Annotated in this window: 30 protein-coding genes and 2 tRNA genes; 17 read left to right on the top strand and 15 right to left on the bottom strand. The window is 63.8% G+C overall.

Going from position 1 to position 26,854, the window contains the following annotated elements; genetic code table 11:
- Positions 1-6: 6 nt before the first annotated feature.
- The gene (locus GKZ68_RS15515) at positions 7-1,341 is read right to left on the bottom strand and encodes a hypothetical protein (protein WP_173116363.1); all 1,335 of its coding nucleotides are present in this window, start codon (positions 1,339-1,341) and stop codon (positions 7-9) included.
- Between the two features lie 134 nt (positions 1,342-1,475).
- Between GKZ68_RS15515 and GKZ68_RS15520 the strand changes: the two genes are divergently transcribed.
- From GKZ68_RS15520 to GKZ68_RS15545, 6 genes are all read left to right on the top strand, one after another.
- Positions 1,476-1,916: a hypothetical protein gene (locus GKZ68_RS15520; protein ID WP_173116365.1), complete on the top strand. Its 441-nt coding sequence runs from the start codon at positions 1,476-1,478 to the stop codon at positions 1,914-1,916.
- 98 nt (positions 1,917-2,014) lie between these two features.
- A complete protein-coding gene (locus tag GKZ68_RS15525; RefSeq protein ID WP_173116367.1) occupies positions 2,015-3,217 on the top strand; it encodes a class I SAM-dependent rRNA methyltransferase in 1,203 nt (400 codons plus the stop codon).
- A 75-nt stretch (positions 3,218-3,292) separates the two neighbouring features.
- The gene (crtD, locus tag GKZ68_RS15530; RefSeq protein ID WP_254244029.1) at positions 3,293-4,804 is read left to right on the top strand and encodes a 1-hydroxycarotenoid 3,4-desaturase CrtD; all 1,512 of its coding nucleotides are present in this window, start codon (positions 3,293-3,295) and stop codon (positions 4,802-4,804) included.
- 107 nt (positions 4,805-4,911) lie between these two features.
- Positions 4,912-5,577 (top strand): carotenoid biosynthesis protein, encoded by a 666-nt coding sequence (locus GKZ68_RS15535; RefSeq protein WP_173116369.1) that lies wholly within the window; start codon positions 4,912-4,914, stop codon positions 5,575-5,577.
- A gap of 149 nt (positions 5,578-5,726) precedes the next feature.
- A complete protein-coding gene (locus tag GKZ68_RS15540; RefSeq protein WP_173116371.1) occupies positions 5,727-6,311 on the top strand; it encodes an arylesterase in 585 nt (194 codons plus the stop codon).
- A gap of 183 nt (positions 6,312-6,494) precedes the next feature.
- Entirely contained in the window at positions 6,495-8,036 is a 1,542-nt protein-coding gene (locus GKZ68_RS15545) for a glycoside hydrolase family 32 protein (RefSeq protein WP_173116374.1), read from the top strand.
- 29 nt (positions 8,037-8,065) lie between these two features.
- Here the strand turns inward: GKZ68_RS15545 and GKZ68_RS15550 are convergent, their stop codons facing one another.
- From GKZ68_RS15550 to GKZ68_RS15580, 7 genes are all read right to left on the bottom strand, one after another.
- Positions 8,066-9,394: an MFS transporter gene (locus tag GKZ68_RS15550; protein WP_173116376.1), complete on the bottom strand. Its 1,329-nt coding sequence runs from the start codon at positions 9,392-9,394 to the stop codon at positions 8,066-8,068.
- A gap of 50 nt (positions 9,395-9,444) precedes the next feature.
- Positions 9,445-9,855 carry a DUF6691 family protein gene (locus tag GKZ68_RS15555; RefSeq protein WP_173116378.1) on the bottom strand — a complete coding sequence of 137 codons (411 nt, stop codon included), beginning with the start codon at positions 9,853-9,855 and terminating at the stop codon, positions 9,445-9,447.
- Positions 9,856-9,870: 15 nt separating this feature from the next.
- A complete protein-coding gene (locus tag GKZ68_RS15560) occupies positions 9,871-10,434 on the bottom strand; it encodes a YeeE/YedE family protein (protein WP_173116380.1) in 564 nt (187 codons plus the stop codon).
- A 26-nt stretch (positions 10,435-10,460) separates the two neighbouring features.
- Positions 10,461-11,810 carry a rhodanese-like domain-containing protein gene (locus tag GKZ68_RS15565; RefSeq protein WP_173116382.1) on the bottom strand — a complete coding sequence of 450 codons (1,350 nt, stop codon included), beginning with the start codon at positions 11,808-11,810 and terminating at the stop codon, positions 10,461-10,463.
- Between the two features lie 48 nt (positions 11,811-11,858).
- Positions 11,859-12,677 (bottom strand): sulfite exporter TauE/SafE family protein, encoded by an 819-nt coding sequence (locus tag GKZ68_RS15570; protein ID WP_173116384.1) that lies wholly within the window; start codon positions 12,675-12,677, stop codon positions 11,859-11,861.
- A 71-nt stretch (positions 12,678-12,748) separates the two neighbouring features.
- Positions 12,749-13,075, bottom strand: a complete 327-nt coding sequence (locus tag GKZ68_RS15575; protein ID WP_254244030.1) for a helix-turn-helix transcriptional regulator — start codon at positions 13,073-13,075, stop codon at positions 12,749-12,751.
- Positions 13,076-13,278: 203 nt separating this feature from the next.
- Positions 13,279-13,947: a DNA starvation/stationary phase protection protein gene (locus GKZ68_RS15580; protein WP_173116386.1), complete on the bottom strand. Its 669-nt coding sequence runs from the start codon at positions 13,945-13,947 to the stop codon at positions 13,279-13,281.
- 215 nt (positions 13,948-14,162) lie between these two features.
- Here GKZ68_RS15580 and GKZ68_RS22745 point away from each other — a divergent pair, with 215 nt between their 5' ends.
- The 7 genes from GKZ68_RS22745 (at position 14,163) to GKZ68_RS15610 (ending at position 19,863) form a co-directional block, all read left to right on the top strand.
- The gene (locus GKZ68_RS22745) at positions 14,163-14,606 is read left to right on the top strand and encodes a response regulator transcription factor (RefSeq protein WP_367949169.1); all 444 of its coding nucleotides are present in this window, start codon (positions 14,163-14,165) and stop codon (positions 14,604-14,606) included.
- Entirely contained in the window at positions 14,603-14,866 is a 264-nt protein-coding gene (locus tag GKZ68_RS22750) for a winged helix-turn-helix domain-containing protein (RefSeq protein WP_367949170.1), read from the top strand. The genes GKZ68_RS22745 and GKZ68_RS22750 overlap by 4 nt, the downstream gene beginning before the upstream one ends.
- Entirely contained in the window at positions 14,867-16,249 is a 1,383-nt protein-coding gene (locus GKZ68_RS15590) for a cell wall metabolism sensor histidine kinase WalK (protein WP_173116388.1), read from the top strand.
- Positions 16,250-16,366: 117 nt separating this feature from the next.
- Positions 16,367-17,068, top strand: coding sequence for an RNA polymerase sigma-70 factor (locus tag GKZ68_RS15595; protein ID WP_173116390.1), 702 nt, complete (start codon positions 16,367-16,369; stop codon positions 17,066-17,068).
- 31 nt (positions 17,069-17,099) lie between these two features.
- Complete coding sequence (locus tag GKZ68_RS15600) at positions 17,100-17,342, top strand: hypothetical protein (RefSeq protein ID WP_173116392.1); 243 nt, start codon at positions 17,100-17,102, stop codon at positions 17,340-17,342.
- Positions 17,342-18,274: a FecR family protein gene (locus tag GKZ68_RS15605; protein ID WP_173116394.1), complete on the top strand. Its 933-nt coding sequence runs from the start codon at positions 17,342-17,344 to the stop codon at positions 18,272-18,274. The genes GKZ68_RS15600 and GKZ68_RS15605 overlap by 1 nt, the downstream gene beginning before the upstream one ends.
- A 1,043-nt stretch (positions 18,275-19,317) precedes the next feature.
- Positions 19,318-19,863: a hypothetical protein gene (locus tag GKZ68_RS15610; protein ID WP_173116396.1), complete on the top strand. Its 546-nt coding sequence runs from the start codon at positions 19,318-19,320 to the stop codon at positions 19,861-19,863.
- A gap of 25 nt (positions 19,864-19,888) precedes the next feature.
- Here GKZ68_RS15610 and GKZ68_RS15615 read toward each other — a convergent pair whose 3' ends face one another.
- The 7 genes from GKZ68_RS15615 to GKZ68_RS15645 all read right to left on the bottom strand — a co-directional run bounded on the left by GKZ68_RS15615 (position 19,889) and on the right by GKZ68_RS15645 (position 24,136).
- Positions 19,889-21,178, bottom strand: a complete 1,290-nt coding sequence (locus GKZ68_RS15615) for a DUF3570 domain-containing protein (RefSeq protein ID WP_173116398.1) — start codon at positions 21,176-21,178, stop codon at positions 19,889-19,891.
- A 34-nt stretch (positions 21,179-21,212) separates the two neighbouring features.
- Positions 21,213-21,446, bottom strand: coding sequence for a DUF4266 domain-containing protein (locus tag GKZ68_RS15620; RefSeq protein WP_173116400.1), 234 nt, complete (start codon positions 21,444-21,446; stop codon positions 21,213-21,215).
- Complete coding sequence (locus tag GKZ68_RS15625; protein ID WP_173116402.1) at positions 21,443-22,531, bottom strand: FAD:protein FMN transferase; 1,089 nt, start codon at positions 22,529-22,531, stop codon at positions 21,443-21,445. Before GKZ68_RS15625 ends, GKZ68_RS15620 begins: the two co-directional genes overlap by 4 nt.
- Positions 22,532-22,535: 4 nt before the next feature.
- Positions 22,536-22,991 carry a thioredoxin family protein gene (locus GKZ68_RS15630; protein ID WP_173116404.1) on the bottom strand — a complete coding sequence of 152 codons (456 nt, stop codon included), beginning with the start codon at positions 22,989-22,991 and terminating at the stop codon, positions 22,536-22,538.
- Between the two features lie 58 nt (positions 22,992-23,049).
- A complete protein-coding gene (locus tag GKZ68_RS15635) occupies positions 23,050-23,478 on the bottom strand; it encodes a Rieske 2Fe-2S domain-containing protein (protein WP_173116406.1) in 429 nt (142 codons plus the stop codon).
- A 406-nt stretch (positions 23,479-23,884) separates the two neighbouring features.
- A tRNA-Leu gene (locus GKZ68_RS15640) sits at positions 23,885-23,967 on the bottom strand.
- A gap of 93 nt (positions 23,968-24,060) precedes the next feature.
- Positions 24,061-24,136: transfer RNA gene (locus GKZ68_RS15645), tRNA-Gly, on the bottom strand.
- A gap of 252 nt (positions 24,137-24,388) precedes the next feature.
- On the opposite strand from GKZ68_RS15645, the gene GKZ68_RS15650 reads away from it, so the two are divergent.
- The 4 genes from GKZ68_RS15650 (at position 24,389) to GKZ68_RS15665 (ending at position 26,810) form a co-directional block, all read left to right on the top strand.
- Positions 24,389-24,949, top strand: a complete 561-nt coding sequence (locus tag GKZ68_RS15650; RefSeq protein WP_173116408.1) for a fasciclin domain-containing protein — start codon at positions 24,389-24,391, stop codon at positions 24,947-24,949.
- 235 nt (positions 24,950-25,184) lie between these two features.
- Positions 25,185-25,694: an energy transducer TonB gene (locus tag GKZ68_RS15655; protein WP_173116410.1), complete on the top strand. Its 510-nt coding sequence runs from the start codon at positions 25,185-25,187 to the stop codon at positions 25,692-25,694.
- 26 nt (positions 25,695-25,720) lie between these two features.
- On the top strand, positions 25,721-26,257 hold the full coding sequence (locus tag GKZ68_RS15660) for a hypothetical protein (RefSeq protein WP_173116412.1): 537 nt from the start codon (positions 25,721-25,723) through the stop codon (positions 26,255-26,257).
- A gap of 100 nt (positions 26,258-26,357) precedes the next feature.
- The gene (locus tag GKZ68_RS15665; RefSeq protein ID WP_173116414.1) at positions 26,358-26,810 is read left to right on the top strand and encodes a DUF2007 domain-containing protein; all 453 of its coding nucleotides are present in this window, start codon (positions 26,358-26,360) and stop codon (positions 26,808-26,810) included.
- Positions 26,811-26,854 lie beyond the last annotated feature (44 nt).

Below are 26,854 nucleotides of genomic sequence, written 5' to 3' on the forward strand. Positions count from 1 at the left end.
TTCGCGCTATTCCTCAAACGTATTGCTCAGCAGCTTTTCCTGGCGCATGTACACAATCTGATACGCCGCATTGAAGCGCACGCGCACCTGGGTGCGCAGCCGCTGGTATTTCTGGAGCGATGGGCGGTAGAGGCGCATCTGCTCGGTGAAGGTGGCCGTGCGGCTGCCGTCGGCGGCGGGGTCGCTCACGCGCAGCGTGCCGGGCTCGATGCGGGCGGTGGCCTGCTGGTTGTCGGGAAAAAAGCTGCGGCCTAGCTCCGCATCGATGGCGTCGGGCGTCAGGTTTTGGCGAATGTAGAGGCGCTCGACCTGCGGGGCAAAGTGCTCGCTGGCGTGCAGCGGCGGGGCATACAGGTCGGCATAGTAGCTGGCCATGGCGGCGCGCACCCGGGTGGCAGCCGCATCGTCGCCGGGCTCGCCGGCGGCCGGAATGGGCCGGGCGGCGGGCGGCGCGGCTACTGCTTTGGGTGGCAACACGGCCGGGCTAGCGGTCGAAGCCACTGTTGTTTCGGTCGAATCGAAGTCTGGGGGCGGCACTGACGCTGCTACCGGCGCCGCTTTGGCTTTGTGCCTGGGCTTGCGGGCGGGCTTTTTATGCTTCGTGACAACGGGCGCTGGGGCGGGGGGCGGCACGGGTTCAGTGGTAGGCAACGCCGGGCTGGTCAGTTCTTCGTTGGGGTGGCTGGAGCTAGTAGCAAAGTAGGCCACGGCTGCTATCACGCCTATTAGCAGCACTATAATAAACCAGCTGGCCCCGGTGCGCCCTTCAGAAACGGGCTCCCGGCCCGGACGGGGTGGGCGGGGCGGTGGGGCGGCGGGGCGCACTGGCGCGGCCACCGCTACCGGTGCCGCTGGCGCTACGGGTGGTGCTGGCTTAGGCTCGGGGTAGAATGTGGGCGCGGGCTTGGGCTCAGGATAGAACGACGGCGGGGGCGCCGGGGCGGGCGGCTCCTGGCGCATTTTAGCGAGCTGCTCCGCAATGCGCTGGCGAGCGGCGGCCTCTTCGGCGGCGGCAGTCGGGCGGGGTGGGCTAGCCGGGGGCGGCGCGGCCGGGCGCGCTACCGAGGCAGGCGGCGCGCTGGGCGTTTCGGCCGGCGCCGGGGCGCGGCTGAACATATCCAGCAGCGAGGGCAGCTCCTCAACGGGAGCAGGCGGCACCCGTTGGGGAGCCGGCGTCGGTAGTGGCGGCGCAGCTGCTGGCTCGCTCGGGTGCAGCTTGGCCTTGAGCGTGGCGAATAGCTCGGGCGTGATGACGCCGGCTGCTAAAGCGGCTTCCAGCTGCTGAAGTTCGGTGGAGCGGCCGGCCGCCGGGTCGGGCGTGAGTTCGTCTGAATGTGACATGCGGGGGCGCGGCCGAAACCGGCTTGCTATTTTGGCGCTAGCCTATACGTAGCGTCAGCTCCTAACGTAAGAAGCTGGCTAGCTCGCCAAATTACCAGGCCAGCCCGCAAACCGGCCCGCCTCGCCCCTTTCTTATGCACCTGCTCCTTCGCTTTGCCGTGGCCCAGCCCCCCGCCGTGGTGGCCGCGGGCTTCACCCGCGAGCTGTTTATCGCCCTGGCCCCGCCGTTCCCGAAGTTTCACCTGCTGCGCTACGACGGGTCCCGAACCGGCGACACCGTGGCCATCGAGCTGCAAGCCGGCCCCAAGCGCTGGCGCTGGACTTCCCTTATCACGGCCAACGGCACGCTGCCCGATGGTACCCACTACTTCGTAGACGAAGGCCAGGAGCTGCCCGCTCCGCTGCGGCAGTGGCGGCACCGCCACCTCATCGAGCCCGCGCCGGGCGGCGGCAGCGTCATCGTGGAGGACATTACGTTCAGCACCGGCCGGCGCTGGCTCGATGCCCTCATTTGGCCCGCCATGTGGGCGCAGTTTAAGCTGCGCGGGCCGGTGTACCGGCGTTGGTTTAAGTAGCGCCGAGTAGCGCGAACTTTGTAGTTCGCGTTTTTTCATTTTTGCCAATCATCATCTGGAAGCGCGTTTTACACCAATCGCGCTCCTGCGCTACGCCTATGCCCGCTACCGTCGTTCTCAAGCCCGGAAAAGACCAATCGCCCCGCCGCCGCCACCCCTGGGTTTTTTCGGGTGCCATTGCCAGGCTCCAGGGCGAGGCCAGGGAAGGCGACGCCGTGGAGGTAGTAGCCGCCAGCGGCGAGCGCCTGGGCACCGGCCATTTTTCGCCGGGCGGCTCCATCGCGGTGCGCTTATTCGATTTTGGCCCCGAAGCCCAGCTGCCCAGCCCCGAGTTTTGGGAGCTGCGCCTGCGCAATGCCTACCAGCTGCGCCAGCGCCTGGGGCTAGCCGCCGCGGGCGGCACTACTGATGTATACCGCCTCACCCACGGCGAGGGCGACGGGCTGCCGGGCCTCATCATCGACGTGTACGGCGATACGGCCGTTGTGCAGGCGCACAGCCCGGGCATGTACCTGGCCCGCCACGATATTGCCGCCGCCTTGCAGCGCGTGCTGGGCGAGCGCCTGCGCGCCGTGTATGATAAGAGCGCCGAAACCGTGCCCGCCCAGGCCGCGCCCGATGCCCAGAACAACTACCTTTTCGGCGAGAGCAGCGGCCACGAGCACCTCGTGACCGAAAACGGCCACCAGTTTGCCGTGGATTGGGAAACCGGCCAGAAAACCGGCTTCTTTATCGACCAGCGCGACAACCGCGAGCTGCTGGCCCGCTACGCGCCCGGCCGCCGCGTGCTCAACACGTTTTGCTACACCGGCGGCTTCTCGGTGTATGCGCTGCAAGCCGGGGCTAGCCTCGTGCACTCGGTCGATGCCAGCAAAAAAGCCATCGAGCTCACCGACCGCAACGCCCAGCTCAGCGGCCACCAGGACCGCCACGCGGCCTACGCCCAGGACGTGCAGCACTTCTTCAAAAACCCGGTGAGCGAGGAGCCCTACGACCTCATCATCCTCGACCCGCCGGCCTACGCCAAGCACCTCTCGGCCCGCCACAATGCCCTGATGGGCTACAAGCGCCTCAACCTGGCCGGCCTGCGCCACCTGGCGCCGGGCGGGTTGCTCTTCACTTTTTCGTGCTCGCAAGTAGTTAGCCCCGAGCTGTTTGAAGGCGCGGTGCTGGCCGCCGCTATCGAGGCTGGCCGGCCAGCGCGCATCCTGCACCGCCTCACCCAGCCCGCCGACCATCCGGTAAGCCTCTTTCACCCCGAAGGCGCGTATCTGAAGGGCTTGGTGCTGGCCGTGGAGTAAAACAAAGCTTCGTAATTACGCCGCGTTAAAAGCACAGATTTTACCAAGCCTGGCCAAACTTCTACCCTAGCCGCATTGGTTAGCAACTTAGTGTTTACGAAAAAGAAATCTTCGCCCTCGCGCCAGCCCGTGGCCATTATCGGCGCGGGCGTGGCCGGGCTGGCCGCTGCCGCGCGGCTGGCGGTGGCCGGGCACCCGGTCACGGTATTCGAGGCTAGCGGCTCGTTTGGGGGTAAGATGCACCAGTTTGCGCTGCCCGGCGGCTACCGCTTCGATGCGGGCCCGTCGCTGTTTACGCTGCCGCAGCTGGTAGACGATATTTTTCGGCTCGCCCACCGCGACCCGGCCGACTACTTCCGCTACGGGCGGCTCGACCCGATTACCAACTACTTTTTTGCCGATGGCACCCGGCTCACGGCCTGGGCCGAGGCTAGCCGGTTTGCGGCTGAGGTCGAAGCCAAGCTGGGCGTGCCGGCCGCGCAGGTTACGCAGTTTCTGGCGCGCAGCGGGCGGGCCTACGAGGCTACGGCCGGTACTTTCCTGCACAAGTCGCTGCACAAAGTGCGTACCTACCTCAGCGCCGAAACGCTGAGGGCGGTGGCCGCCCTGCCCTCGCTCGGCCTCACCGGCACCATGCACGCGCGCCACGAGTCAGCCTTTGGCCAGGATGCGCGTCTGGTCCAGCTCTTTGACCGCTACGCTACTTACAACGGCTCCGACCCTTACCAAGCGCCGGCCACGCTGTCGCTTATTCCGCACCTGGAGCACGGTATTGGGGCGTTTTACCCGGAAGGCGGCATCTACGCCATTGCCAGCAGCCTGCACCGGCTAGCCGAGGAGTTTGGAGTGAAGTTTCGCTTCAATGAGCCGGTGCGCGAGATTCTGACGGCCGCCGACCTCGTTACGGGCCTGCGCACCGACCTCGACATCTACGATTTTGGCGTGGTGGTGAGCAACATGGATGTGGTGCCCACCTACCGCCACCTGCTACCAAGCCAGCCGGCGCCCGAGCGCACCCTGGGGCAGCCCCGCTCGTCGTCGGCGCTCATTTTCTACTGGGGTATCGCCCGCGAATTTTCCGACCTCGACCTGCACAACATCTTCTTTTCCAAAGACTACAAGGCCGAGTTTGACGCCATATTTCAGCAGAAAACCGTGGCCGACGACGTGACGGTGTACGTCAACATCACGAGTAAAAAAACGCCCACCGACGCCCCGCCCGGCCACGAAAACTGGTTTGTGATGGTGAACGTGCCCCACGACCAGGGCCAGGACTGGGCCGCCCTTACCCAAAAAACCCGCCGCGTGGTGCTAGCCAAGCTCGGCCAGGCGCTGGGCACTGACATTGAGCCGCTTATCCGGGCCGAGAAGGCCTGGACGCCGCCCGGCATCGCGGCCGACACGTCGTCGTTTGGCGGCGCGCTCTACGGCAGTTCGAGCAATAATGCGCTAGCCGCGTTTTTAAGGCATCCCAATTTTTCGGGCCGGCTGGCCGGGCTGTACTTTTGCGGCGGCTCGGTGCATCCGGGCGGCGGCATCCCGCTGTGCTTACTTTCGGCCAAAATTGTGGCCGAACTCATTGATTAGTTATAAGTTAAAAGTTATGGATTATGAGTTGCCTTTATTAGTTGCGGCCAGCTAGCCTGTTTCGCCAACTCATAATTCATAACTTCTAACTCATAACTCCTCTTTGCATGGAGTTTTCAAACTTACCCGCCCCGGCGGCATCTACTAGCCGGGTGCGACTGGCGCAGGGGCTAGTGCTGCTGTTTCATCTGACGGGCTTCGTGGGGCTGGCGTTTAGCCAGGATAAAACCTTTTATCTGAAATACACGCCCCTTACGCTGCTGCTGACGGCAGGGCTGCTGGCTATTTTTCAGCCGGGGCGCAATCTGTCGTTCTGGCTTTTTGCAGTGCAAGTATTTTTGCTCGGCATGGTGGCCGAGGTGGTGGGCACCAATACGGGCCTGCTGTTTGGGCACTATGCCTACGGCGCCACGCTGGGGCCGCAATACATGGGGGCGCCCTGGCTTATTGGACTCAACTGGGTTGTAGTGACGTACTTGGCGGGCACGCTGGCGGCTTATCTACCGGCTTCCTTCGCGGTGCGCGTAATTGTGGGCGCCGCGCTGATGGTGGGCTTCGACTTGTGCCTGGAGCCGATAGCCGGCCGGTTCGACTTCTGGCACTGGACGGGCGGGATTATTCCGCTGCGCAACTTCCGCGACTGGTTTTTGCTGGCGCTGTTCCTGCAACTGCTCTTCGTGCGCACGCCTTTTCCTAAGCGCAACCCGCTGGTGCCGCTGGTGTACCTGGTGCAGCTGCTGTTTTTTTTCGGCCTGAGCCTCCTCACCCCCTAGCCACGAAATCTTCTGCGCCAGCCGGTTGTTTCTACCCGTGGGGCGCTTGTGCTACCAGCCCGGGCCTAGCGGCTGCGCGCTGGCCAGGCTATTATTTTTTGGCAACGCCCCGCCGCTAGCTCTGGTAGCTGGTTGGCGGGGCGCTTTTTATGAAACACATTCTCTTTTTTGGCGATAGCCTCACGGCGGGCTATGGCCTGCCGGCGGCCGACAGCTTTCCGGCCCGCATTCAGGAAAAGCTCGACGCGGCGGGCCTGCCCTACCGCGCCCACAACTACGGCGTGAGCGGCGAAACCAGCGCCGGCGGGCGCCAGCGCCTGGCTAGCGTGCTGGCCCGCCAGGCCCCCGACGTATTTGTGCTGGCGCTGGGCGCCAATGATGGCCTGCGCGGCATACCAGTGCGCGAAACGGTGGCCAACCTGCGCGCCATGCTGCACGAGGTGCGGCGGCAGTTTCCGGCCGCGCAATTGGTGCTGATGGGTCTCGACTTTCCCTTCGACCTGGGGCCGCTGGGCCTGCCCGGCCTCAGCCGCTACGCCCAGGATTTCAGTGCCTTATTTCGCACCCTGGCCGAGGCCGAGGGCGTGGCCTTTGTGCCCTCGCTGCTGGCCGGCGTGCTCGGCCGCCCCGAGCTGAACCTGCCCGACCGCGTGCACCCCAACGCCGCCGGCCAGCGCCTGCTGGCGGCCAACGTGTGGGCCGTGCTGGCGCCGCTGCTGCACGTAGTGGCCTAGCCGGCTACGAGCAGCGCACCGGCCGTTGAGACCCTCGGAGTACATTTGCCAGGCTAGCCCCGCGCTAAGACCCAGCACGTTGGGCTAGTCGTTTTCGCCCTTGCCCGGGCGTGGCCCGAGGGCCCTTCACCTCTTGGCCGGGCCAGCAATGTTTCTCCCACCCTCTCGCACTTTGCGCTCGTTATGAACAAGTTAGTGACCCTGCTGGGCAGCACCTTTCTGACTACGGTGGCCCTAGCCCAGACCACGCCCCCGCCGGCCACGCCGCAGTGGCGGCCGAGCTACCACTTCGCGCCCACTGCCCACTGGATGAATGACCCCAACGGCATGGTCTTCTACCAGGGTACCTACCACCTGTTTTTTCAATATTTCCCCGGCGGCATGGTGTGGGGGCCCATGCACTGGGGCCACGCCACCAGCCCCGATATGCTGCGCTGGCAGGAGCAGCCCATTGCGCTATTCCCGGATAGCCTGGGCTATATCTTCTCTGGCTCGGCGGTGGTTGACAGCAAGAATACCAGCGGCTTTGGCAAAAACGGGGTGGTGCCGCTGGTGGCCATTTTCACCTACCATAACCCCAAGAAAGAGCAATCGGACCCCGCACACACCCAGAGCCAGGCCCTGGCCTACAGCCTCGACGCGGGTAAAACCTGGACCAAGTACGCGGGTAACCCGGTGGTGAAAAACCCCGGCATCGTGGACTTCCGCGACCCCAAAGTGAGCTGGAACGAGGTGGCCAACAAGTGGATAATGACGCTGGCCACCAAGGACCGCATCACGTTCTTTTCCTCGCCCAACCTCAAGCAGTGGACCAAGGAAAGCGAGTTTGGCGCGAAGGTGGGCGCCCACGGCGGCGTGTGGGAGTGCCCCGACTTGTTTCCGCTCACGCTTAATGGTAAAACTCATTGGGTGCTGATTGTCAACATCAACCCCGGCGGGCCCAACGGCGGCTCGGCCACGCAGTACTTCGTGGGTAGCTTCGACGGCCATACCTTCAAACCTCTGAACGACAAGACGAAGTGGGCCGACTTTGGGCCCGATGAGTACGCCGGCGTCACGTTTGCCAATACGGAGCCGCGCCGCCTGTTTCTGGGCTGGATGAGCAACTGGGAATACGCCAACCAGGTGCCCACCTCGCCCTGGCGCAGCGCCATGACCATTCCGCGCGAGCTGGGCTTGCGGCAGGAAGGCGGCGAAATCTACCTCACCTCGCAGCCCGCCCGCGAGCTGGCTAGGCTAGCCGCCGCGCCCACCACGCTCCAAAACGTGGCCGTGAAAGCTCCCGTGGACCTGGCCCGCCTCAGCGTGCCCAGCGGCAACTACCGCCTCAACCTGAGCACGAGCCAGCTCGCCAGCTTCGAGCTGGTACTGAGCAACGCGGCCGGCGAGGAGCTAGTGCTGGGTTATGACAAGGCGAAGAACGAGTACTTCATCGACCGCCGCCGGGCCGGCAATACCAGCTTCAGCCCCAAGTTTGCAGGCCGCCACGTGGCCCCGCGCCTGGCCACGGCGGCCGGCGCCGACCTCACGCTGTTTTTCGACGCGGCCTCGGTCGAGCTCTTCGCCGACCACGGCCTGACGGCCATGACGGAGATATTTTTCCCGTCTAAGCCCCTGACCAACCTGCGCCTGCGCTCGGCCTCGGGCCTCACGTTTCAGCAGGTGAGCAGTGCCGCGCTGGCCCCCAAGGCAACTGGCAAGCCCCCAGTTGTGGGCCAGCGGTAAGCTGATAGTTTGGGTATTTATCAGCTGCTTCACGCGCCACAGACTGGGGGCGTCTGGTATTGCTTTGTCAGGATTGAGCTTAGGAAAGATTCCGGCCGGGCGGCCGCGGCAGCTGCCGCGCAGCTCCGGGGTGGGCCGGCTAGGCTGGCTGCTACCGGCAGGCAGTGCATCCGCCGCTGAATAACCAAGGCCGAAAGGACCGTCAGCCCCCCAATGGCCGCCAGCGGCGCCCCTAGCCCCAAGGCATCGGCCAGCACGCCGGTGAGCAGCGCGCCGATGGCGTAGCCCGCGTCGCGCCAGAAGCGGAAAATACCCACGCTGTGCGCCCGCTGCGCCAGCGGCGCATACTCGGCCACCGCCGCCAGAAACGTGGGATACACCAGCGCCGTGCCCGCGCCCAGCAGCGCCGCCAGCAGCAAAAACGCGGGGTACGACGAGGCAAAAAGCATGGCCAGCAGCGCCGCGCCTTGCAGCAGCATCCCCCAGAAGAGCAGGTCTTTCTTGCAGAACTGGTCGGCTAGCGGGCCAGTGAGCAACTGGCCCAGGCCCCACACGGCCGGGTACACCGCCGCCACGGTGCCAACCTGGGTCAGGGTAAAGCCTTTGCTGGCCAGCAGCAGCGGCAGCAGGCCCCACACCATGCCGTCGTTGAGGTTATTCACCAGCCCGGCCTGCGTGACGGAGCCCAGGTTGGGGTGCCGCCACGTCACGTCCCAAAACGAAAGGCGCGAGCCGGCCGGGCCGGCGGGTGCCTGCGCGGCCTCCAGGGCCACGTGGGCGCGGGTATCGCGCACCAGCAGGCTAGCCAGCAGCCCTAGCCCGGCCAGTATCAGGCCGAGATAAAAGGGATAAGGCCGCAGCCCGTAGTGGGTGGCTAGCCAGCCCGAAGCGAAAGCCGTGGCCGCCACCGCCAGGTAGCCGGCCGACTCATTCAGGCCCATTGCCAGGCCGCGCTGCCGGGGGCCGACGAGGTCGATTTTCATCACCACCGTGCTCGACCAGGCCAGCCCTTGGTTGAGGCCCAGCAGCACGTTGGCCACCAGCACCCAGCCCCAGCTCGGGGCCCAGAGCAGCAGCAGCGGCACGGGCAGGCCACACAGCCAGCCTAGTAGCAGCAAGTTGCGGCGGCCCAATCGGTTGGCCCAGGCGCCGGCGTAGTAGTTGGCCGCGGCCTTGGTGAGGCCAAACACCACAATGAAGGAGAGAATGGCCGAGCGCGCCACCAGGTGAAACTCCTGCTCGGCCAGCCGGGGCAAAATGGTGCGCTCGAGGCCCACCATACCACCCACGAAGGCATTGACGAGCAGCAGCAGGGTAAACTGCGGCCAGTTTTCGCGCAGGCCAAGTCGAGGCGTCATAACCAGAATAGCAAAACGTTAGCGAGGGAAAGGCCGCTGGCTAGCCCGGTTTAGAGCGGCAGCTTATCGCGCAGGGCGCTGTAGGTCCAGGTGCCGGCCAGGGCGGCGAGTAACAGGATGGCCGCCGCCCCGATGCCGCTGCCCAGCTGCGCGAACATCGGGCCGGGGCAGGCGCCGGTGAGCGCCCAGCCCAGGCCAAAAAGGAAGCCGCCAATCCAGGTGCCGTGGGTGTACTGCTTATCAGCCAGCACAATAGGCTCGCCGCTGAGCGTGCGCAGGTGCAGCCGCTTGATGAGCTGAATGGAAACCAGCCCGACCGCAATGGCCGACCCAATGACGCCGTACATGTGAAAGGCCTGAAAGCGGAACATCTCCTGAATCCGAAACCAGCTCACGACTTCGCTCTTGGTGAGGATGATGCCGAATAAGGTGCCTAGCACCAGGTAGTTGAGGTTTTTCATGGTAGCAAAGCGGCCTTAGGAAAATAGTAGCGGGTATACCAGCCAGGTCATGACCAGGCCACCGGCGAAGAAGCCAATGACGGCCACCAGCGACACCCATTGCAGGTTAGACAGCCCCGAAATGGCGTGGCCCGAGGTGCAGCCGCCCGCGTAGCGCGTGCCAAAGCCCACCAGAAAACCCCCCAACACCAGAAACACCCAGCCCTTCCAGTTGGCCAGGTTGTCGAGCGCAAAAAGCTCGCGCGGCAGCAGGCCCGAGAAGTCGGTGAGGTGCAATTGCGTGCGCAGGTCGTGCACCGTGGCGGGCGAAATGCCGACCCTGGCCGGGTGCCCGAGCACCTGGTAGCCCAGGAAGCCGCCCAGCGCAATGCCGAGCACAAACCACAAGTTCCAGCTTTCGCGCCGCCAGTTATACGTCAGAAATGGAATGCCGGCGGGCACGCAGGCGGCGCACACATGGCGCAGCGAGCTACTGATACCCAGCGCTTTATTGCCAATGAGCAGCAGTGCCGGCACCGTGAGGCCGATGAGTGGGCCGGCCACGTACCAGGGCCAGGATTGTTGCAAAAAATCAGTCATGCAGAAAAGTGGGTAAGCGACCGGGCCTAGCGACCGGCCGGCTGAAAGGATTTCACGGCCTCGCCCAGGTCAAAGACCGGCGTGCCGGGCAGGGCCGGGGCCACCACGCTGCTGCCCGCCGCCGAGCGGTAGCCGCCGGCGCAGTGCACCACCACGGGCTTGGTGGTCGGAATTTCGGGGGCCCGCTCGCGCAGCTCGGGCAGCGGAATGTTGAGCGCGCCGGCAAAAATCGGCTCGTGCTTCACCTCCGAGGCATTACGAATATCCACGATGGTATACTGCTCGGGGTGTTGCCGGAAAGCCGCCACGTCGAGCGTAGGCAGCGCGGCCTCCGTCGAGGGCGAGCCCACCCGCGCGCCTTTAATCCGCGTTTCGTAGCCGATTTTGGCCGCCTTTTGCACCAGGGCGGTCAGCGTGGCCTCGTCGGCCGCCAGTAGGTAAAAATCTTCTTCCGGCCCGATGATGGACCCTAGCCAGGTTTCAAACTTACCGCCCGCCTGGATATTGAGCGCACCGGCCACGTGGCCATTTTTGAACTCGGCCTCGGGCCGGGCATCAACCACCAGCACGCCCGTTTCCAGCGCCGCATCGGGGGCTAGCCGGGGCACCTGCCGCACGCTCGGGCCGTAGGCCGGGGCCCCGGCCTTGTTCAGCTCCACATCGTAGCCGAAGTATTTAGGAATGAATGGCTGGTCGGCCAGCAGCTCCTGCACAAAGGCTTGCTCGCTAAGCGGGCGCAGGGCGGGGTTACCGATTTTCTCGGCCCCGATGGTACTGCTGTGGGCCGTGTTGGTGGTGCGGCTGCACAGCGAGCCCGCGCCGTGGGCCGGGTACACCAGTACGTCGTCGGCCAGGGTCAGGAGCTTTGCGCGGGTGCTGTGGTAGAGCTGCCGGGCCAGCTCCTCGCGCCGGGCGGTGAGGTTGCCGGCGTTTTCGCGCAGGTCGGGCCGGCCCACGTCGCCCAGCAGCAGCGTGTCGCCCGTAAACACGGCCACGTCCTGGCCCGCGCGGCTAAGCACCGCGCTCACCGAATCGGGCGAGTGGCCGGGCGTGTTCAGGGCCCGAAATGTGAGCTGGCCCACGGTAAATGAGTCGCCGTCATCAAAGGCCGCGTGCGGATACCCGGCCCCCAGCAGCTTGCTTACCCGGATGACGGCGCCGGTGCGCTGCGCAATTTCGAGGTGGCTGCTCACAAAGTCGGCGTGCGGGTGGGTTTCCAGCACGGCCACGATGGCAGCGCCGTGGGCCTGGGCAAAATCGTAGTAGGGCTGCGGGTCGCGGGCGGGGTCGATGAGCACGATTTCGCGGGCGCACTCACTGAGCACGGCGTAGGAATAGTGGGCCAGGCCCTGGTCTTCAAACTGTTCGATTTTCATGACAAATCAGAAAATAATAAGCAGGTTAAATATTTAAAATACTAAACATTATGCATGATGAAACAGCAGTTCTTTGGCCAGAATAAACGTGCCCATCGCCAGGGTGAACCAGCCAAAAGCCGGCTTGAGCTTGGCTCCCGGAATGAAGCGGGCCAGGTAGGTACCCAGCACAATGCCACCCAGCGCAAAGGCCAGAAACCCTAATAAAAATGGCCACGCAATGGGCACGCCCGCGCTCAAATCGCCGGTAAAGCCGATGAGCGAGTTCAGGGCGATAATGGCCAGGGAAGTACCCACGGCCAGCTTCATGGGCAGGCGCGCGCCCAGTACCAGCCCCGGAATAATGAGAAAGCCCCCGCCCGCGCCCACAAAGCCCGTAAGCGTGCCCACCACCAGCCCAATACCGAGAATGAGCGGGTAATTGAACCGGCTTTGGTGAGGCCGCTCTTCGGCGATGGCTTCCGCCACTTGCTGGCTGCGAATCATCGAAACGGCGGCTACCACCATGAGCCCGGCAAACGCCACCAGCACCAGCAGGTCTTTGGTAAATACAAGGCCGCCCACCCTAAATAGCTCGTGCGGAATAGCCGGCATCAGCTTTTTACGCACCAAAAACACGGCTAGCAGCGACGGCGCCAGAAACACTATCGCCGTGCGCAGCGACACCAGCCCCCGCCGAAAATAGCCCGACGCCCCCACTACCGAAGTCGAGCCCACCACAAACAGCGAGTACGCCGTGCTCAGCACCGGGCTCACGCCCATCAGGTACACCAGCACCGGCACGGTAAGGATGGAGCCGCCCCCACCCATAATACCGAGCGAAAGGCCAATGAAAATGGCCGCGAAATAGCCGAAGTAGTGCACCATACGGAACGAGAAAAAACGTATGAAATTATGAAAACTTGTTCATGTATTTTAGTAAAAAAAAGCCGGGGCACCTATAAGAAAGTGCAGCTGGCCAGGCACTGGATGACATCAATGACCTCGCGCATCTTCAGCGCGTAGTAGATGTTTTTACCCTCGCGGGTGCTGCTCAGAATACCTTTCAGCTTCATGCCGGCGAGGTGGTGCGAGAGCAGGCTCTGCTCCACCTTCAGCTTCTCGCTGATGTCCGTCACCGACAGGCCTTCCTGCGCGGCCAGCAGCTGCACAATGGCAATGCGCGTGGGATGGGCCGTGGTCTTCAAAATAAAAGCTACCTTTTCCATCTTCTCTACCGAGAGGTTCAGGTCGATGGGGGCAGTGGAAGGGGCAGCAGACATCATTCGGGGACAAACTTATGAACACTTGTTCATTCATACAAGTACCGGCCGCGCAGAAGTTCCCGGTGTTGAAAAAAGCCCCCCAAAACGAAGCGCTGCGGCAAGTGCCGCAGCGCTTCGTTTTGGGGGGCTCATAAGCTATAAGCACCCGAAGCACCAGTCAGGCCGGCTCAACCGCTGGTTGCTGGCTGCGCTTTGCGGCCAGCCTACTGCATGTGCACCCGGAACTGCCATACGTGCTTGTCGAGCACGTAGCTCAACTCCTGCAACTGGTTGGAGGTCACTTCATCGACCTTGCTCAGGTGCTCGATGCGCTGGCGCACGCGCTTAGCCACGGTGGTAATGCGCTCGGTCATGATAATGAGTACCTGCTTGTCGGTGAGGTAGCCGCCGGGAAACTCGCCCAGGTTGGCGGTAGCGGCCACTACGCCGGTGCGGCCGTCGATGGGGTTACCTACTTGCAGCACGCGCTCGGCCAGGATGTCGGCGTATTTGCGATACTCGTCGGCATTTTCCTGAAGCTTTTCGTGCAGCGGCAGGTAGAGCGGGCCGCGCAGGTTCCAGTGGCTCTGCTTCGAGTCGTGAAACAGCTCCAGCAGCTCTACCACGGTGGCTTGCAGGTCGTCGGTAACGGGCTTGCGCTTGTCGGCCTCCACCGGAATGAGCGGGTCGGCGGCGGGGTTGCGGTAGTCGAGCTTACCATTGGGGTCGGCGGGTGGCGCAGGGGTATTGTCGGGAGCCGTGCTGCTGCCCGCGGGCATCGTCATGGCCGGGGCGCCAGGCGTATTTTTAGCGGCGCGGCGGGTTTGGGCGTGGGCCTGGGGGGCAAGGGCGGTCAGCAGCGCAACAGATGCTGCCAAGAGATAAATTTTCATAAAAACTTGTTAGTAAACGTATTATCGACTCTCGACTGCGTGGCTATGAGGCTAGCCGGCAGTCCGGTTTGGTAGGCATCTGAACGAGTTCTTTCCTTATGCCCCGCTTAGCAAGAGCTTAAGATTTGCTTAAAGCCGCCGCAGTGGCCGCCTCAACTACGTTTAACGACTGTGCTGCCAGCCCACCTTTTGGCGCGTCGGCAGCCTTTTTTCACTTGCCGCCGCGCCTGGCGCTGGCCATTGCCCCCGCACCCATGCAGCTACTGGTAATTGAAGACGAGCCCGGCATTGCAAGGTTTCTTAAGCAAGGGCTGGAGGAGGAAAGCTTTGAGGTAGAAGTAGTGGACAATGGCACCGCGGGCCTACGCCAGGCCCTGGCCCAGAAATACGACCTGCTGCTCATCGACTGGATGGTGCCCGGCCTCACGGGCCTGGAAGTGTGCCAGCAGCTGCGCGCCCGCCACGACCACACGCCCATTATCTTCCTCACGGCTAAGGATACCGTGCCCGATACCATCGCCGGCCTGCAGGCCGGAGCCAACGACTACATCAAGAAGCCCTTTCATTTTGAGGAGCTGCTGGAGCGCATCCGGGTGCAGCTGCGGCCGGCGGGGGGCCGGCCGAGCGCTTCACGCTGGGGCCTATCGTGCTGGATGTGAGCACGCACCAGGTATTTAAGGGCGACGAGGAGATTGCGCTCACGCAAAAAGAGTTTGCGCTGCTGGAATACCTGCTGCGCCACAAAAACAAGGTGTGCCGCCGCCAGAGCATTATCGAAAACGTGTGGGACATTCACTTTGAGTACAACACCGGCGTTATCGACGTGTACATGAATGCGCTGCGCAAGAAGCTTAAAATCAGCAAGGAAGATGACTATCTGCAAACCATTCGCGGCATTGGCTATGTCGCCCGCGACTAGATGAGCCTGCGCTTTCAGGACCGCATTGCGCTGCACTACGTGCTGGCCACGGCCGCGCTGGTGGTAGCGGCTTACCTGGTGGTGTTTGGGGTGGTGCGCGAGCGCGTGTACACCGACCTCGACCAAAACCTGCGCTTCGAGGCTGCCAAGCACATGAGCGAGCTGCGCGTAACGGCCAGCAGCATCCGCTTTGCCCACAAGGGCGAGTGGCTGGAGCGCGAGCACCGCGAGGTGCAGGTAGACCCCGTTTTTATTCAGGTAAACGACTTGCACGGGCAGCTCATGGACCGCTCGCCCAACCTCAAAACCGACCAGCTGCCCTTTGCGGCGGGGCCCGACTGGCAGCAGCCGCGCAACGTGCTGCTGCGGGGCAAGGCCCTGCGCCAGGTGCAGGTGCCGGTGCGGGCACCGGGCGGGCCGGTGCGGGGCTACCTGCTGGCAGCCATCTCGTCGGAGGCGGCGCAGCACGTGCTCGACAGCCTGGCGCTCGTGCTGCTAGGGTCGCTGCCGGTGGTGCTGCTGGGGCTGTTTGGCAGCGCGCAGTGGCTGGCGGGGCGCAGCATCGCACCCATTATCCAGATTACGGAAACAACTAACCGCATCACGCGCAATAACTTATCGGAGCGCATTGCACTACCACCCCGCCCCGACGAGCTGCACACCCTAGCCAGCGCCATCAATGGGCTGCTGCACCGCATCGAGCAGGCCGTGGCGCGCGAGAAGCAGTTTACGGCCGATGCCTCGCACGAGCTGCGCACGCCGCTGGCCGTGCTCAAGGGCACGCTGGAGGTGCTGGTGCGCAAGCCCCGCCGGCCCGAGGAGTACGTGGCCGACATCACGCGCGGCATTGGTGAGATTGACCGCCTGACGTACCTGGTGGACCAGCTGCTGCTGCTAGCCCGCTTCGAGAACCACGCCAAGGGCCTGAACCAGCAGGAGCTGACGGTGCTGACCTGCGTGCACGACGTGCTGTACCGCCGCCGCGCCGACCTGAACGCCAAGCACATCCGGGTAGATGTGCAGGATGGTGACACGCCAGCCATCGTTTCGGACCCGTACCTGGTAGACCTGATTTTGGACAACGTGCTGGCCAATGCGGTGAAATATTCGCCGGCCAATTCTACCATTACGGTGGGGCTGGAGCCGGTAGCCGGGGCCCTGCGCTGCACGATTACCGACGAGGGCATTGGCATTAAGGCCGAAGATTTAAACAAAATTTTTGACCCGCTCTACCGTTCTGATGCGCTGGCCCACAAGGAAATCGGGGGCACCGGGCTGGGCTTGTCCATCGTGGCCAAGGCTTGCGCGCTGCTTCACATTACCCTGGCCGTGCGCAGCGAGCTGGGCCGGGGCACCACTTTCACGCTGGGCTTCCCGCTGTAGCCTACTGCTAGCCCCACAAAAATATCCGCGTGTCCTTTCAAGGAGTGAGCCGGCATTTTTTGCACGACTTCTTGCTTTAGAAGCTTTTACCTCACTACCGAACGCCCCGCCCGGCCAATGGCTACCCCCGACGATGCTGCCTTGGATGCCCGCCTGACGCACTTGCGCCAGACCGACGCGGCGGCGTTTCTGGAAGAATTGTTCAAGGTGTTTTACGCCCCGCTCGGGGCGGTGACCTACCGCGTGGTGCCCGACCGGGCGGTGGTAGAGGACATTCTGCAAGACGTGTTTTTGCGGGTCTGGCAGGGGCTGGCCACGCTGCCGGCCATAACCTCGCACCGCGCCTACCTCACGCGCATGGTTCTCAATGCCGCCCTGCGCTACCAGCAGCGCGCCCAGCGCCAAGTGGCCTGGGACGAGGCCCCGCCCGCCAGCGCCCCCGTGGCCCCCGATGCCCTGGCCCAGCTGCACGCCACCGAGGCTAGCGCGGCCGTGGCGGCGGCCCTGGCCCACCTGCCGCCCCAGTGCCGGGTAGTATTTGAGCTGAGCCGCTACGAGGAAATGAGCTACCAGCAGATTGCCGAGGCGCTGGAAATCTCGCCTAAAACCGTGGAGAACCAGATGAGCAAGGCCCTGCGCATTCTGCGCCGCGAGCTGGCGGGCGTGCTCAAAAACCTGTATGGGCTGCTGCTGGCCCTGCTCGCCCTGCGGGCGCTGGCCCTGGGCGGCACGCTGCCCGGTCCCGGCCGGGCCACCCCCATGGGTTATTTTTGGGGCCGCGTGGGGTGGCGGCGCCGGGGCGTATCTATCGGGTACTGAGTTCCGCTCCTTTTCCCTGGCTTCCTGCTTGATGATGCACCGCTACCCCGAACCACCAGATGCCCCCTGGGCGCTGCTGGCCCGCCACCTGGCGGCCGAGGCGTCGGCCGCCGAGCGGGCCGACCTGCGCGCCTGGGTGCAGGCCGACCCTAGCCACCTGCAAATCCTGACCACTGTGACGCGCGCCTGGGAGCGGGCGGGTGAGGCGGCGGCGCAGCCCGTACTGTTTTCGCCGGCCGATGTGGAGGCCGCCTGGCAGCGCTTCCGCCCCTGATGGCCGCGCCCGCGCCGCCCCGGGCGCCCGGGGCTAGCGGCACGCCCCCACCGCCGGCCGCGCCTGTGGTGCGCCCGCTGTGGCCGGCAGCCAAACCGGCCGCAGCTACCTGGTGGCAGCTAGCCGCCGCGCTTGCGCTGTTGGTGGGCAGCGGCTACCTGCTGCTTGAGCGGCAGTTTTTGCACAAGCACGACACCGTGACCACGTATGCCAGCGCCGCCCAGCGCCAGCTGGTGCGCCTGCCCGATGGCAGCCGCGTGTGGCTGAATGCCCATTCGCGGCTGCACTACCGGGGGCTGGGCGCGCCGGCTAGCCACGGTGTGCGGGCCGTGCAGCTCACCGGCGAGGCCTATTTTGAAGTGGCGCATAATGCTGCCCGGCCTTTCTTAGTGAGCACGGCCACGGCCCGCGTGCGGGTGACGGGCACGGCCTTCAACGTGCGGGCCTACGCGGCCGAAGACTCGGTGGAAGTGAGCGTGACCCGCGGCCGGGTGTGGCTGCGGCGCCTCGCCGCCCCCGACAGCGTGCTGCTCACGGCCGATACCCGCGCTGCCCTGCGCGCCGCCGATGCCCCCGGCCGCGTGGCCGCTACCCTGCGCCGCACGCCCACGGCCGACCAGAATTTCCGGGCCTGGCAGACCGATACCCTGCGCTTCCGCGATACGCCGGTGGCCCAGGTGGCCCAGACGCTGCGCGCCACCTTCGGCACCACCGTGAAGCTGCTGAGCACCAGCCTGGGTAACTGCCGCTTTACCGGCACCTTTGCCCGGCCGCGCCCCGAGCAGGTGCTGGCCGTGCTGGCCGCCGCCACCGCCAGCCGCCTGGCCCCCGACGGCAGCGGCGGCTACGTGCTAACTGGCACGGGCTGCGCCGAAGAGGCTGCGGCCACGGCCGACCTTTCCGATTCTGCCACGCTAGTTGCCCAGCCGTGAGCGGGGGTACTACGCGCGGGCCGGCGGCGGGCCACTTGCTGGTTGGGCTGCTGGCGGGCGGGCTACTCAGTGGCTTGCCGGCGCTGGCGCAGCCGCCTGGCCAGCCGGGGCCAGCGGTGCTGGCGCGCCCCGTAGCGCCCCGGCCCGGCAATCGCCCGCTGGGCGAGCTACTGGCCGAGCTATCGCGCCAAAGCGGCCTGCCATTCAGCTACAGCAGCTCGCTTATTCCGGTCGGGCACCGCTTCCGGCTGCCAGCCGGGCCGCCGCGCCCATTGGGCCTGGTACTAAGTGAAGTGCTCGCGGCTAGCCATTTATCCTACGGCCTGCTCGATGGTCAGCTCGTGCTTTGGCCCACCCATACGGCGCTACCCGCCGGAGTAACCGCCGTAAATGGCCGACCTGCCAGCAGCCGACCGCCCCGGTCTGGGCCGGCAGCCTTCGCCGCCAAGGGAGCTGCCAATGTCGCAGGCGCCTCGGCCGGGCGCCGACCGGCTAGCCAGGCGGCCCCCCTTGCATTTGCCGCCCACCCATCCGCAGGAATCGGCTCCCAGCCTACCCTAGCCTGGCCCCCGGAGTCGCGCCGACGAACCAGCAAGGCACCCGGCACGACCGGGAAGACTACCAGACTGACGTTGCCACTGGCGAGTTCGCCGACAAGCAATGCGCCCGGCACCGCCAGAGCGTTAGCAACGGCCCCGCCAGCTAGGCTTAAGCATGCGCAGTCAGCGGCCCATAATACCCCGAATAACCGGGCTGGTTCTCCCCGCCGTTTGGGCCCAACCGCCCCGGCCAACGGCCAGCCTGCCATCGCCCGCACCTCGGCTAGCCCGCCACTCGGGAGCACTGCGCTGCCAGGTCTTTTAACTGATAATCAAGGTAAAAAATCTACTGAATCTTTGGGCCGGGCCACAATCGGCCGGCCCGCCGCTGCCGTAGCGCGGTGGCCAGCCAGCACTGAAGCAGCTAGTTCCTTGGCCTTATTAGCGCCGCTAACTACTACCTTGCTAAGCACTGAGGGGCCAGCAATTCCGCCGGCGTTAGGCTTGCTGGCTGCTGCCCGCCCGGCGCGCGAAGCGGCTAGCCCCAGCGCCCCCAAAAAGCGCCCGGACCTGGCTACTATCTGGAACCACACCTACTTGCACGGTGAGGCCTGGCTGAGTGAAAGCCTGCCCGTGGGCGGCACCGTCAAAATCGGCGTGCCGCGCGTCTACTTGGTGCTGGGCGCGGCCATTGGGCCGCTCGACCGGCGCGCGGGGGCAGTTTGGGGGCTGGGGCTGGGCACGGCGGGCCGGGCGCGGGGGCGCTTCACGCCCAGCCTCGATGCCGTAGCGTGGTTTTTGTCGAGCGATGGCGACGACGGCATCCGGCAGGCGCGCCTGCTGCAGCTGCGACCGCTGCTGGCCTGGCAGTTCAAGCGCGACGGCCAGGTATCGCTGCTGGCCGGCCCGACCTTCAACCTCGCTACGGCCAACCATAATGGCAATCGGCAGTGGTCGTTTGGCCAGGACCGGTGGCTGTGGCTGAATACGGCGGATGACCAATCGATTATCCGTCTGTGGCCGGGGGTGCAGGTAGGTCTGCGCTTCTGACAATGCGAGCCCCAGCCGACCCCGGCTAGGGCATGACGAAGCCAAAATCCACGCTCACGATGTTGGCCGTGAGGCCGGTCGTTTGCCAGTAGTGGCCGTAGCGCAGGTCGATAGACTTGAACTTGGCAACCCGGCCGCCGAAGGGCGTTTTGAAGCGCCCCAGCCCGTAGAGCGGCGCGTAGCGGAAGCCCAGCCCCAGTTTCTGGGCCGTGAAGGCCGACAGGTCGTAGTCGGAGGTATAATACTCGTCGTAGATGGAGTGCTCCCGCCAGGGCGCGAAGTAAGTCGAGGCCGTTTGGGTGTGGTAGCGGTAGAAGGGATAGAGCGTGAAAAACGGCGACACCTTCACCGGCGCTTCCAGCTCAAAGGTGTGGGCCCGGATGCCAAAATTGTCGTTGTAGAAGCGATAAAAGCCCCTGATTTGAACCAGGTCGGTGGCGTAGTAGTTGAGGCGCAGGCCCACCGGGAACTTGTTGCGCAGGCGCGGCAGCAGCTCGGTTTTGGCGGTGCCCAGCGTGCCGGGCGTGCCCAGCGCGCGGTCGCTGTCATAAAAGTATACCCGGTGAAACGGCGTGCTCAGCAGCCCGCGCTGGCTCACCAGCTCGGTGCTCACGGCCATTTGCAGGCGCTTGGTGAGTACCTGCGAGTACACGATATTCAGGTTGTAGCTCTGGCGGTTGTCGAAGCCCGAGCCGTGCGCCTGGTTGCCCGAGCCGGTGGCGGCAGTGCGCAGCTCGACGGGCAAAATCAGCGTCACCCGGTCGAGGTACACCTGCCCGCCGATGCTCAGCTCGCGGTTGCCGTCGCGCGAGCCGTGGGTCCAAGAGCCGGCCAGATTAAACGATTGGTAATCATACTCCTTGGATGCCCCACCGCCGATGCTCAGGATGGTGCGCTTGTCTTTCAGCGTGCGCGCGTAGCCCAGGTCGATGTGGTAGCGCACGTCGCTGGCCGAGGGCGAGGAAATAACCTGGTCGATGCGGTCGGTCGAGGCCGAGGCGTAGTAGTCGAAGCCCACGTTGGCCGTGAGGCGCGCCACCGAGTCGAGCGGCACGTTCAGCACAATGGTGGGGGCCACATCGGTGAGGTGCTGCGTGCCGATGCCGCCCTCCACGGCCCCGTGGTCGCCATTTTGCTGGTAGTAGCTGCTGATAAAGTCCAGGTCGGTTTCGCCCACCGATACGGGCGCGGGGTGCGCCACCGGAGTGGCGGCCGGCACGCCCGAGCCATCGAGGCGGTTGGGGTTCGGGGTGCCCTGGGCCAGGGCCGCCACGGGCAGCGCCAGCACGAGGCCAGCGGCTAGCAAAAATCTCATGTGTAAGCTCTTAGATTCGCTTGTAAACCCACGGCTAGTTGCAGCCGCAGCCGCCGCCCACCTTGCCGCCGTTGGCGCCGCCGGCCCCCTCGCGGTAGCTCTCGAAGTTGACTTCCGAGGTTTCAACCTTCTTGGTGGCCAGCTTCATATCTTCGTCGTTGAGGTAGGCTTTCTGGTAGGCCGCCACCGACACGCAGCCGGGTAGCAGGGCGCTGCCGGCCAGCAATAAACCCAGCGCAACCGGGCGAAAAAAGGCGGAGAGTCTCATCGGGTAGCGGAGGGTTTGGCAACGGCGGCGGCGGCGCTGTGGTACGAATTAAGCTGCATCCCCCTGGAAACCAAGGTTTGCCCATCGTCGGTAATCACGGTAGCGTCCACGCCCTTGAGACGGTTTATCAGCGCTAGCCCCGGCTTGGCGCCGAGCACAAACACGGCGTCGTCGAGGGCATCGGCCAGCTCCACGTCGGGGCAGATAATCGTAACCGAGCGCAGGCCCGTGGCCGGGTAGCCGGTGTGCGGGTTGATGATGTGGCCGTAGTACTTGCCGCCCACCGTGAAATATTGCTCGTAGTTACCGGCCGTCACCACCGCCAAGTCACTGACCGTGAGCCACGACGACACCGTGTGCGGCCGGGCCGGGTCGCCGATGGCAATGCGCCAGCCCGCGCCGTCGGGCTGCTTGCCCCAGCAGTACACATCGCCCGAGCCGTTGATGAGGCCCCCGGCAATGCCCATTTTCTTCATAATCTCCTGGGCGCGGCGCACGCCGTAGCCTTGTAAGATGCCGGCTAGGTTGATGCGCATCCCTTTCTCGGGCAAGTACACCGAATGCGTAGCCGGGTCGAGCTTCACCTGCTGCCAGCCAATGCGCCGAATGGAGTTGCGAACCGTGGCCGAATCGGGCAGGCTGGCGTGCGCCTGCTTGTCAAATTGATATATTTTGTCACCACTGGCAAACGTGATGTCAAACGCCCCGCCGCTCAAGGCCGAAATCTTCAGCGTGCGCTCGATAAGGTCGTACACCTCCTCGTCCACCACCACCGGCCGGATGCCGGCCAGCCTGTTAATTTTCACTACCTGCGAGGTCGAGTCCCAGTAGGAAAAAAGACGGTCGATGCGCCAGGTTTCGCGCATCCCGGCACGCAGCGCGCGCCAGGCCAGCGAGTCGTCATCCGACACGGCCGTGAAGGTGAAGTGCGAGCCCATCAGGTGCGCCGCGCGGGTGTAGGCCCGCGCCGGGCGGGCGGCGGCCACGGTGGGCGCCTGCGCCGCGGCCACCAAGCTGCTGCCCACGCTCAACCCCGCTAGCGCAGCAACCCGCAGCTTTAACAACTGCTTAATCAGCAAGAACATACGCCTAATTTTTGGCAAGTAGTTGATTCAGATACGTATCGAAGGCGGTGGCCCCGCCGGGGCGGTAGCCGGTGCGGGCCAGCACTTTACCCTCGGGCGAGAGCAGCACCACGGCCGGAAAGGCTCCCTCCTTGTTGAGCCGGGCAGCGGCCTCCTCGTTGCGCTTGGTTTGGGCCGGGTCGAGGCGATTTTTCTTGTTGCGCGGAAAATCGAAGCGAGCCAGCACAAACTTGCCCTGCGCGTACTGCGCAAACTCGGGCTGGTCAAATACTTCCTGCTTGAGCAGCATGCAGGGCTTGCACCAGTCGGAGCCCGAAAACACGGCCAGCACCGGCTGCTGGCTAGCCTTGGCCTGGGCCAAAGCGGCGGTAAGGTCCGAGGTCCAGACCAGGGCGGGGGCCTGCGCGTGGGCACTACCGGCGGCCAGCAGCACCACAAAAGAGATAGCAAGCAGTCGCATAAATACAGAAGCGAAAGGGGAGAACAGTAGGAAGTTACTAACTATAAGCTTTTGCCGGCTAGCCGGTTACGTGCAGACTGGTGCCCGTTTGCACCACGACCACCTGCTTGCAACCCGACGAAGCCGGGCTGCTGATGGCGCCACCACCCAGATTAAATACGGCGTTGTGGTTGGAGCAGACGAAATGCGCAGCCGCTTGGTTGAGGCACACGCTGGTACCCGGATGCGGGCACGGCGCCTGCAGGGCCACGCAAGCATCGGCGGCAGTTTTGGCCACGATAATGGCCCGGCTATCTACGTAGGTGTAGCGCACGCCGGGGTTGTCGAGCGGGGTGCTGGTCACGGCCGCGAGGTCTACCATAAAATAGATGCCGCTTGCCGCCGCTAGGGTCAGATTACTACTGGCGCAGCCACCCAGGCAGCCCGCAGCTAGCAGACCAGCCGCGCCCAGTCCAACATTGTGGTTGATTACTGAGCTAGCCGTCATAATGGGGAGCAGGAGAAAAGGATAAGTTAGGGGCGGGTAGCTAGCCCCCGGACGGTGTACCAGCGCTGCCGAAGAGATGCACAGCAGTTCAGCAACCCCTACGCCAAGAGAATTTATTTTCAGTTAAAATCTTTATAAATAATGTTATTTTCTTCATTATCAAAATTATATCTCCGAAAGAGTTGCCTCAAATTGCTGAAGATGGCAGAATAATATCGCCCTGCCCAAGGCTTGGGATACCAATATAGACCCGCATTATGCCGTAATAAGGCATTTCCCGAATCAGCCGCGGGCGCTAGCCAGTCAATTTTATCTGTCGGCTCTTTCCCCCAGTGCCATCACCGCTCTCCGGCACGCCACAAACCAAAAAGCCCCCGCTTATAACCTAATAAGCGGGGGCTTTTAGTACCAGAGACGGGACTCGAACCCGTAAGCCCGTGAAGGCAAGGGATTTTAAGTCCCTCGTGTATACCATTCCACCACTCTGGCAAGAGGTGTTGACACAGTCAAAACTAATTGAAAAATATCAGTCTTGCCTTGAAACAGAAAAGACGTTGCAAGTAAGCAACGTCTTTTCTGTTTTGGAGCGGGAGACGAGGTTCGAACTCGCGACCTCGACCTTGGCAAGGTCGCGCTCTACCAACTGAGCTACTCTCGCTTGAGGTTTGTTCGCCGTGGTGGCGAATGGTGGTACAAAGGTAGGCAAAAGTGCGCAGCACGCAAGTAGCAGGTCCCATTTTTTTGATTAGCGAGGTGTTGTGGCTTCATTTTCAAGTAAAAAAAAATTTCCACCTCTGTGTTGGCGCTTGCCAAGGCATTTTTTACAGCCCGGCAAAATCCAGTGTGTACCGGGCCGCCGTAGGTGAGCCAGGTTTTAACCTCAACTATTTTTCTTTTTCCTTTTTTACCCATGAAATTCTCTTTTGCAACCCTCGCTTTGGTAGCATTGCTTGGCACGGCCGGCGTTCAATCGGCTTCGGCCCAAAAGGCCAAAACTGTGATGGTGGGCGGCGCCCCGATGTACCCCACGAAAAACATTATTGAGAACGCCGTTAATTCGAAAGACCACACCACCCTGGTCGCCGCCGTGAAGGCCGCTGGCCTAGTGGAAACCCTGTCGGGCCCTGGTCCTTTCACCGTGTTTGCGCCTACCAATGAGGCCTTCAATGCCCTGCCCGCTGGCACGGTAGAAACTTTGGTGAAGCCCGAGAATAAGGCTACGCTTACCAAAATCCTGACCTACCACGTGGTAGCTGGCAAAATGACGTCGGCCGACTTGGCGAAGGCCATTAAGGCGGGCGGCGGCACGGCCAAGCTCACTACCGTGCAGGGCGAAACCCTGACGGCCATGATGAAAGGCAAAAACATCGAGCTGAAAGACGAGAAGGGCGGCGTAGCTACCGTTACTATCGCCGATGTAATCCAGAGCAACGGCGTGATTCACGTAATCAACAAAGTGCTGATGCCCTAGTGGCTAGCCACGGCTCGCTGCGTAAAACGCCGGCTTTCTCCTAGGAGAAAGCCGGCGTTTTTGCGTGTCCGGCTCTATTTGCCAATGTCGCGCCTGGCCAGTAATTTGAACCGTCCATCTCCATTCTATTACTTTTTCCACCCATTCTATGTTTCTTTCTACCCGGTATTGGTTACATGCATTTTTAGTAGTAACAAGCTGGCTGCTACTTACTCAGACCGCTACTGCTCAGAAAATGCGCGACACAAAATATGAAAAAGGCACTCTTGTAAAAGGTCAAAAAACGGGCATCTGGGAATACTATGGCTACACGCCTTCGGGCGAGAAAGTGGTGCTGCAACGCTACGACTACGACCAGCACCAGCTGCTGTACTTTCGGCCCGGGCCCGACATTACGTGCCACACCGAAGTGAGCCCCGGCAAGTGGAGCTACGTGCGCCCCGACCAGCCGCCGCTCTTTATTGGTAGCGACGTGGCCCTGGCCGAATACACGAGCCGGCTCAACTACCCGCCGGCGGCGCAGGCCCGCAATATTCAGGGCAAAGTGGTGGTGGCCTTCGTGATTGATACGCTCGGCCACCTCAGCAACTACCACTTGGTGCAGCGCATTGGGGGCGGCTGCGATGAGGAAGCCCTGCGCGTGGCCCGCACCGTGCCCGAGCAGTGGGTGCCCGCCCGCATGGGGCGCCGCGCGGTGGCCGTAGAGTACGAGCTGCCGCTCAACTTTCGGCTGGCGCAGCCTTAAGCCGGCGGTAGCCGTATGTTGGCGGCATGAAAGTAGCTTTTTTTACTTCGTTGGCTAGCCTGGGCCTGGCGCTAACGCTGACTGGGTGTGACTCAACTCCGCGTGAGCGGCAGGAAATAGTGCGCCAGGAAATGACCAAGCTCGACACGGCGGCGCATAACACCGGGCGCACCCTGCGCCGGCTAGGCCGCCAAACTGCCCGCTTCGACTCGGCCAACCACGCCCGCCGGGCCGTGCCCCTGGCGGCGGCCCGGCAAAAGCGCATGGACCAGGAGCTGCTCGGCAGCTACGCCGGCCAGGTGGCCAGCCTCACGCCGGCCACCATTGCGGGGGCCTACGGAGAACTGCTGCGCGCCACCCGCGTGCGCCAGGCCGGCTGGCAGGCCCGCGACTGGGACTACGCCCAGGACACCTACCGCCGCCTGAATGCCCAGCTGGCCCGCATTCGGCTCGACCTGCCGGCCCGCGACGAGCTGCGCATCCGGGGCTGGCAGGCCGAGTTTACGGCTTTGCGCGCCAAGCGCACCGCGAAGGACCTGCACGCGGCCACTGCCACCAACTAGCAGCCGGGCTTGTTTAGGTAGCACGGGCCAGCCTGCGCTGCATGGGCTAGTATCTTAGCGCCGAACGCCTCCTGCTGAAAATCTGCCCCTTACCCTAGCCATGACCACTGAGTTTACGCCGCCGAAGTCGGAGAATATTATCGTGTTCGACTCGTATTATGAGCCGCTGGCGGCGCATCTGGCGCGCACGCAGCTGGAGGCAGCGGGCATTCCGTGCTTTCTGACCAACGAAAACCTGGTGTCGCTCAACCGCATGTACAGCCCCGTGGCGGGCGGGGTGCGGCTGCACATCTACCAGCGCGATGCGGCGCGGGCGGCCGAGGTGTTGCGCCCGCCCGTTGTGATGCAGGCCGTGCGCGGCGGGCTAGCCGCGCCGGCCGCCGATACTACCCATGCCCTCACGTGCCCGCGCTGCGGCTCGCCCGACGTGGTGTTTGATGCGGCGGCCCGGCCCGGCGCGGCCCACTGGTTTGTGGCGCTGCTCTCGCGGCTGCGGCGCTACCCCTTGCAGGGCCGGGCGCACCACTGCTTTCACTGCGGGCTCAATTTCTGAGGCTAGCCGGCGGCGCCCAACTTTTTGCGGGCCGAACGGCTTTA

Source organism: Hymenobacter sp. BRD128, assembly GCF_013256625.1.
Lineage (GTDB): Bacteria > Bacteroidota > Bacteroidia > Cytophagales > Hymenobacteraceae > Hymenobacter.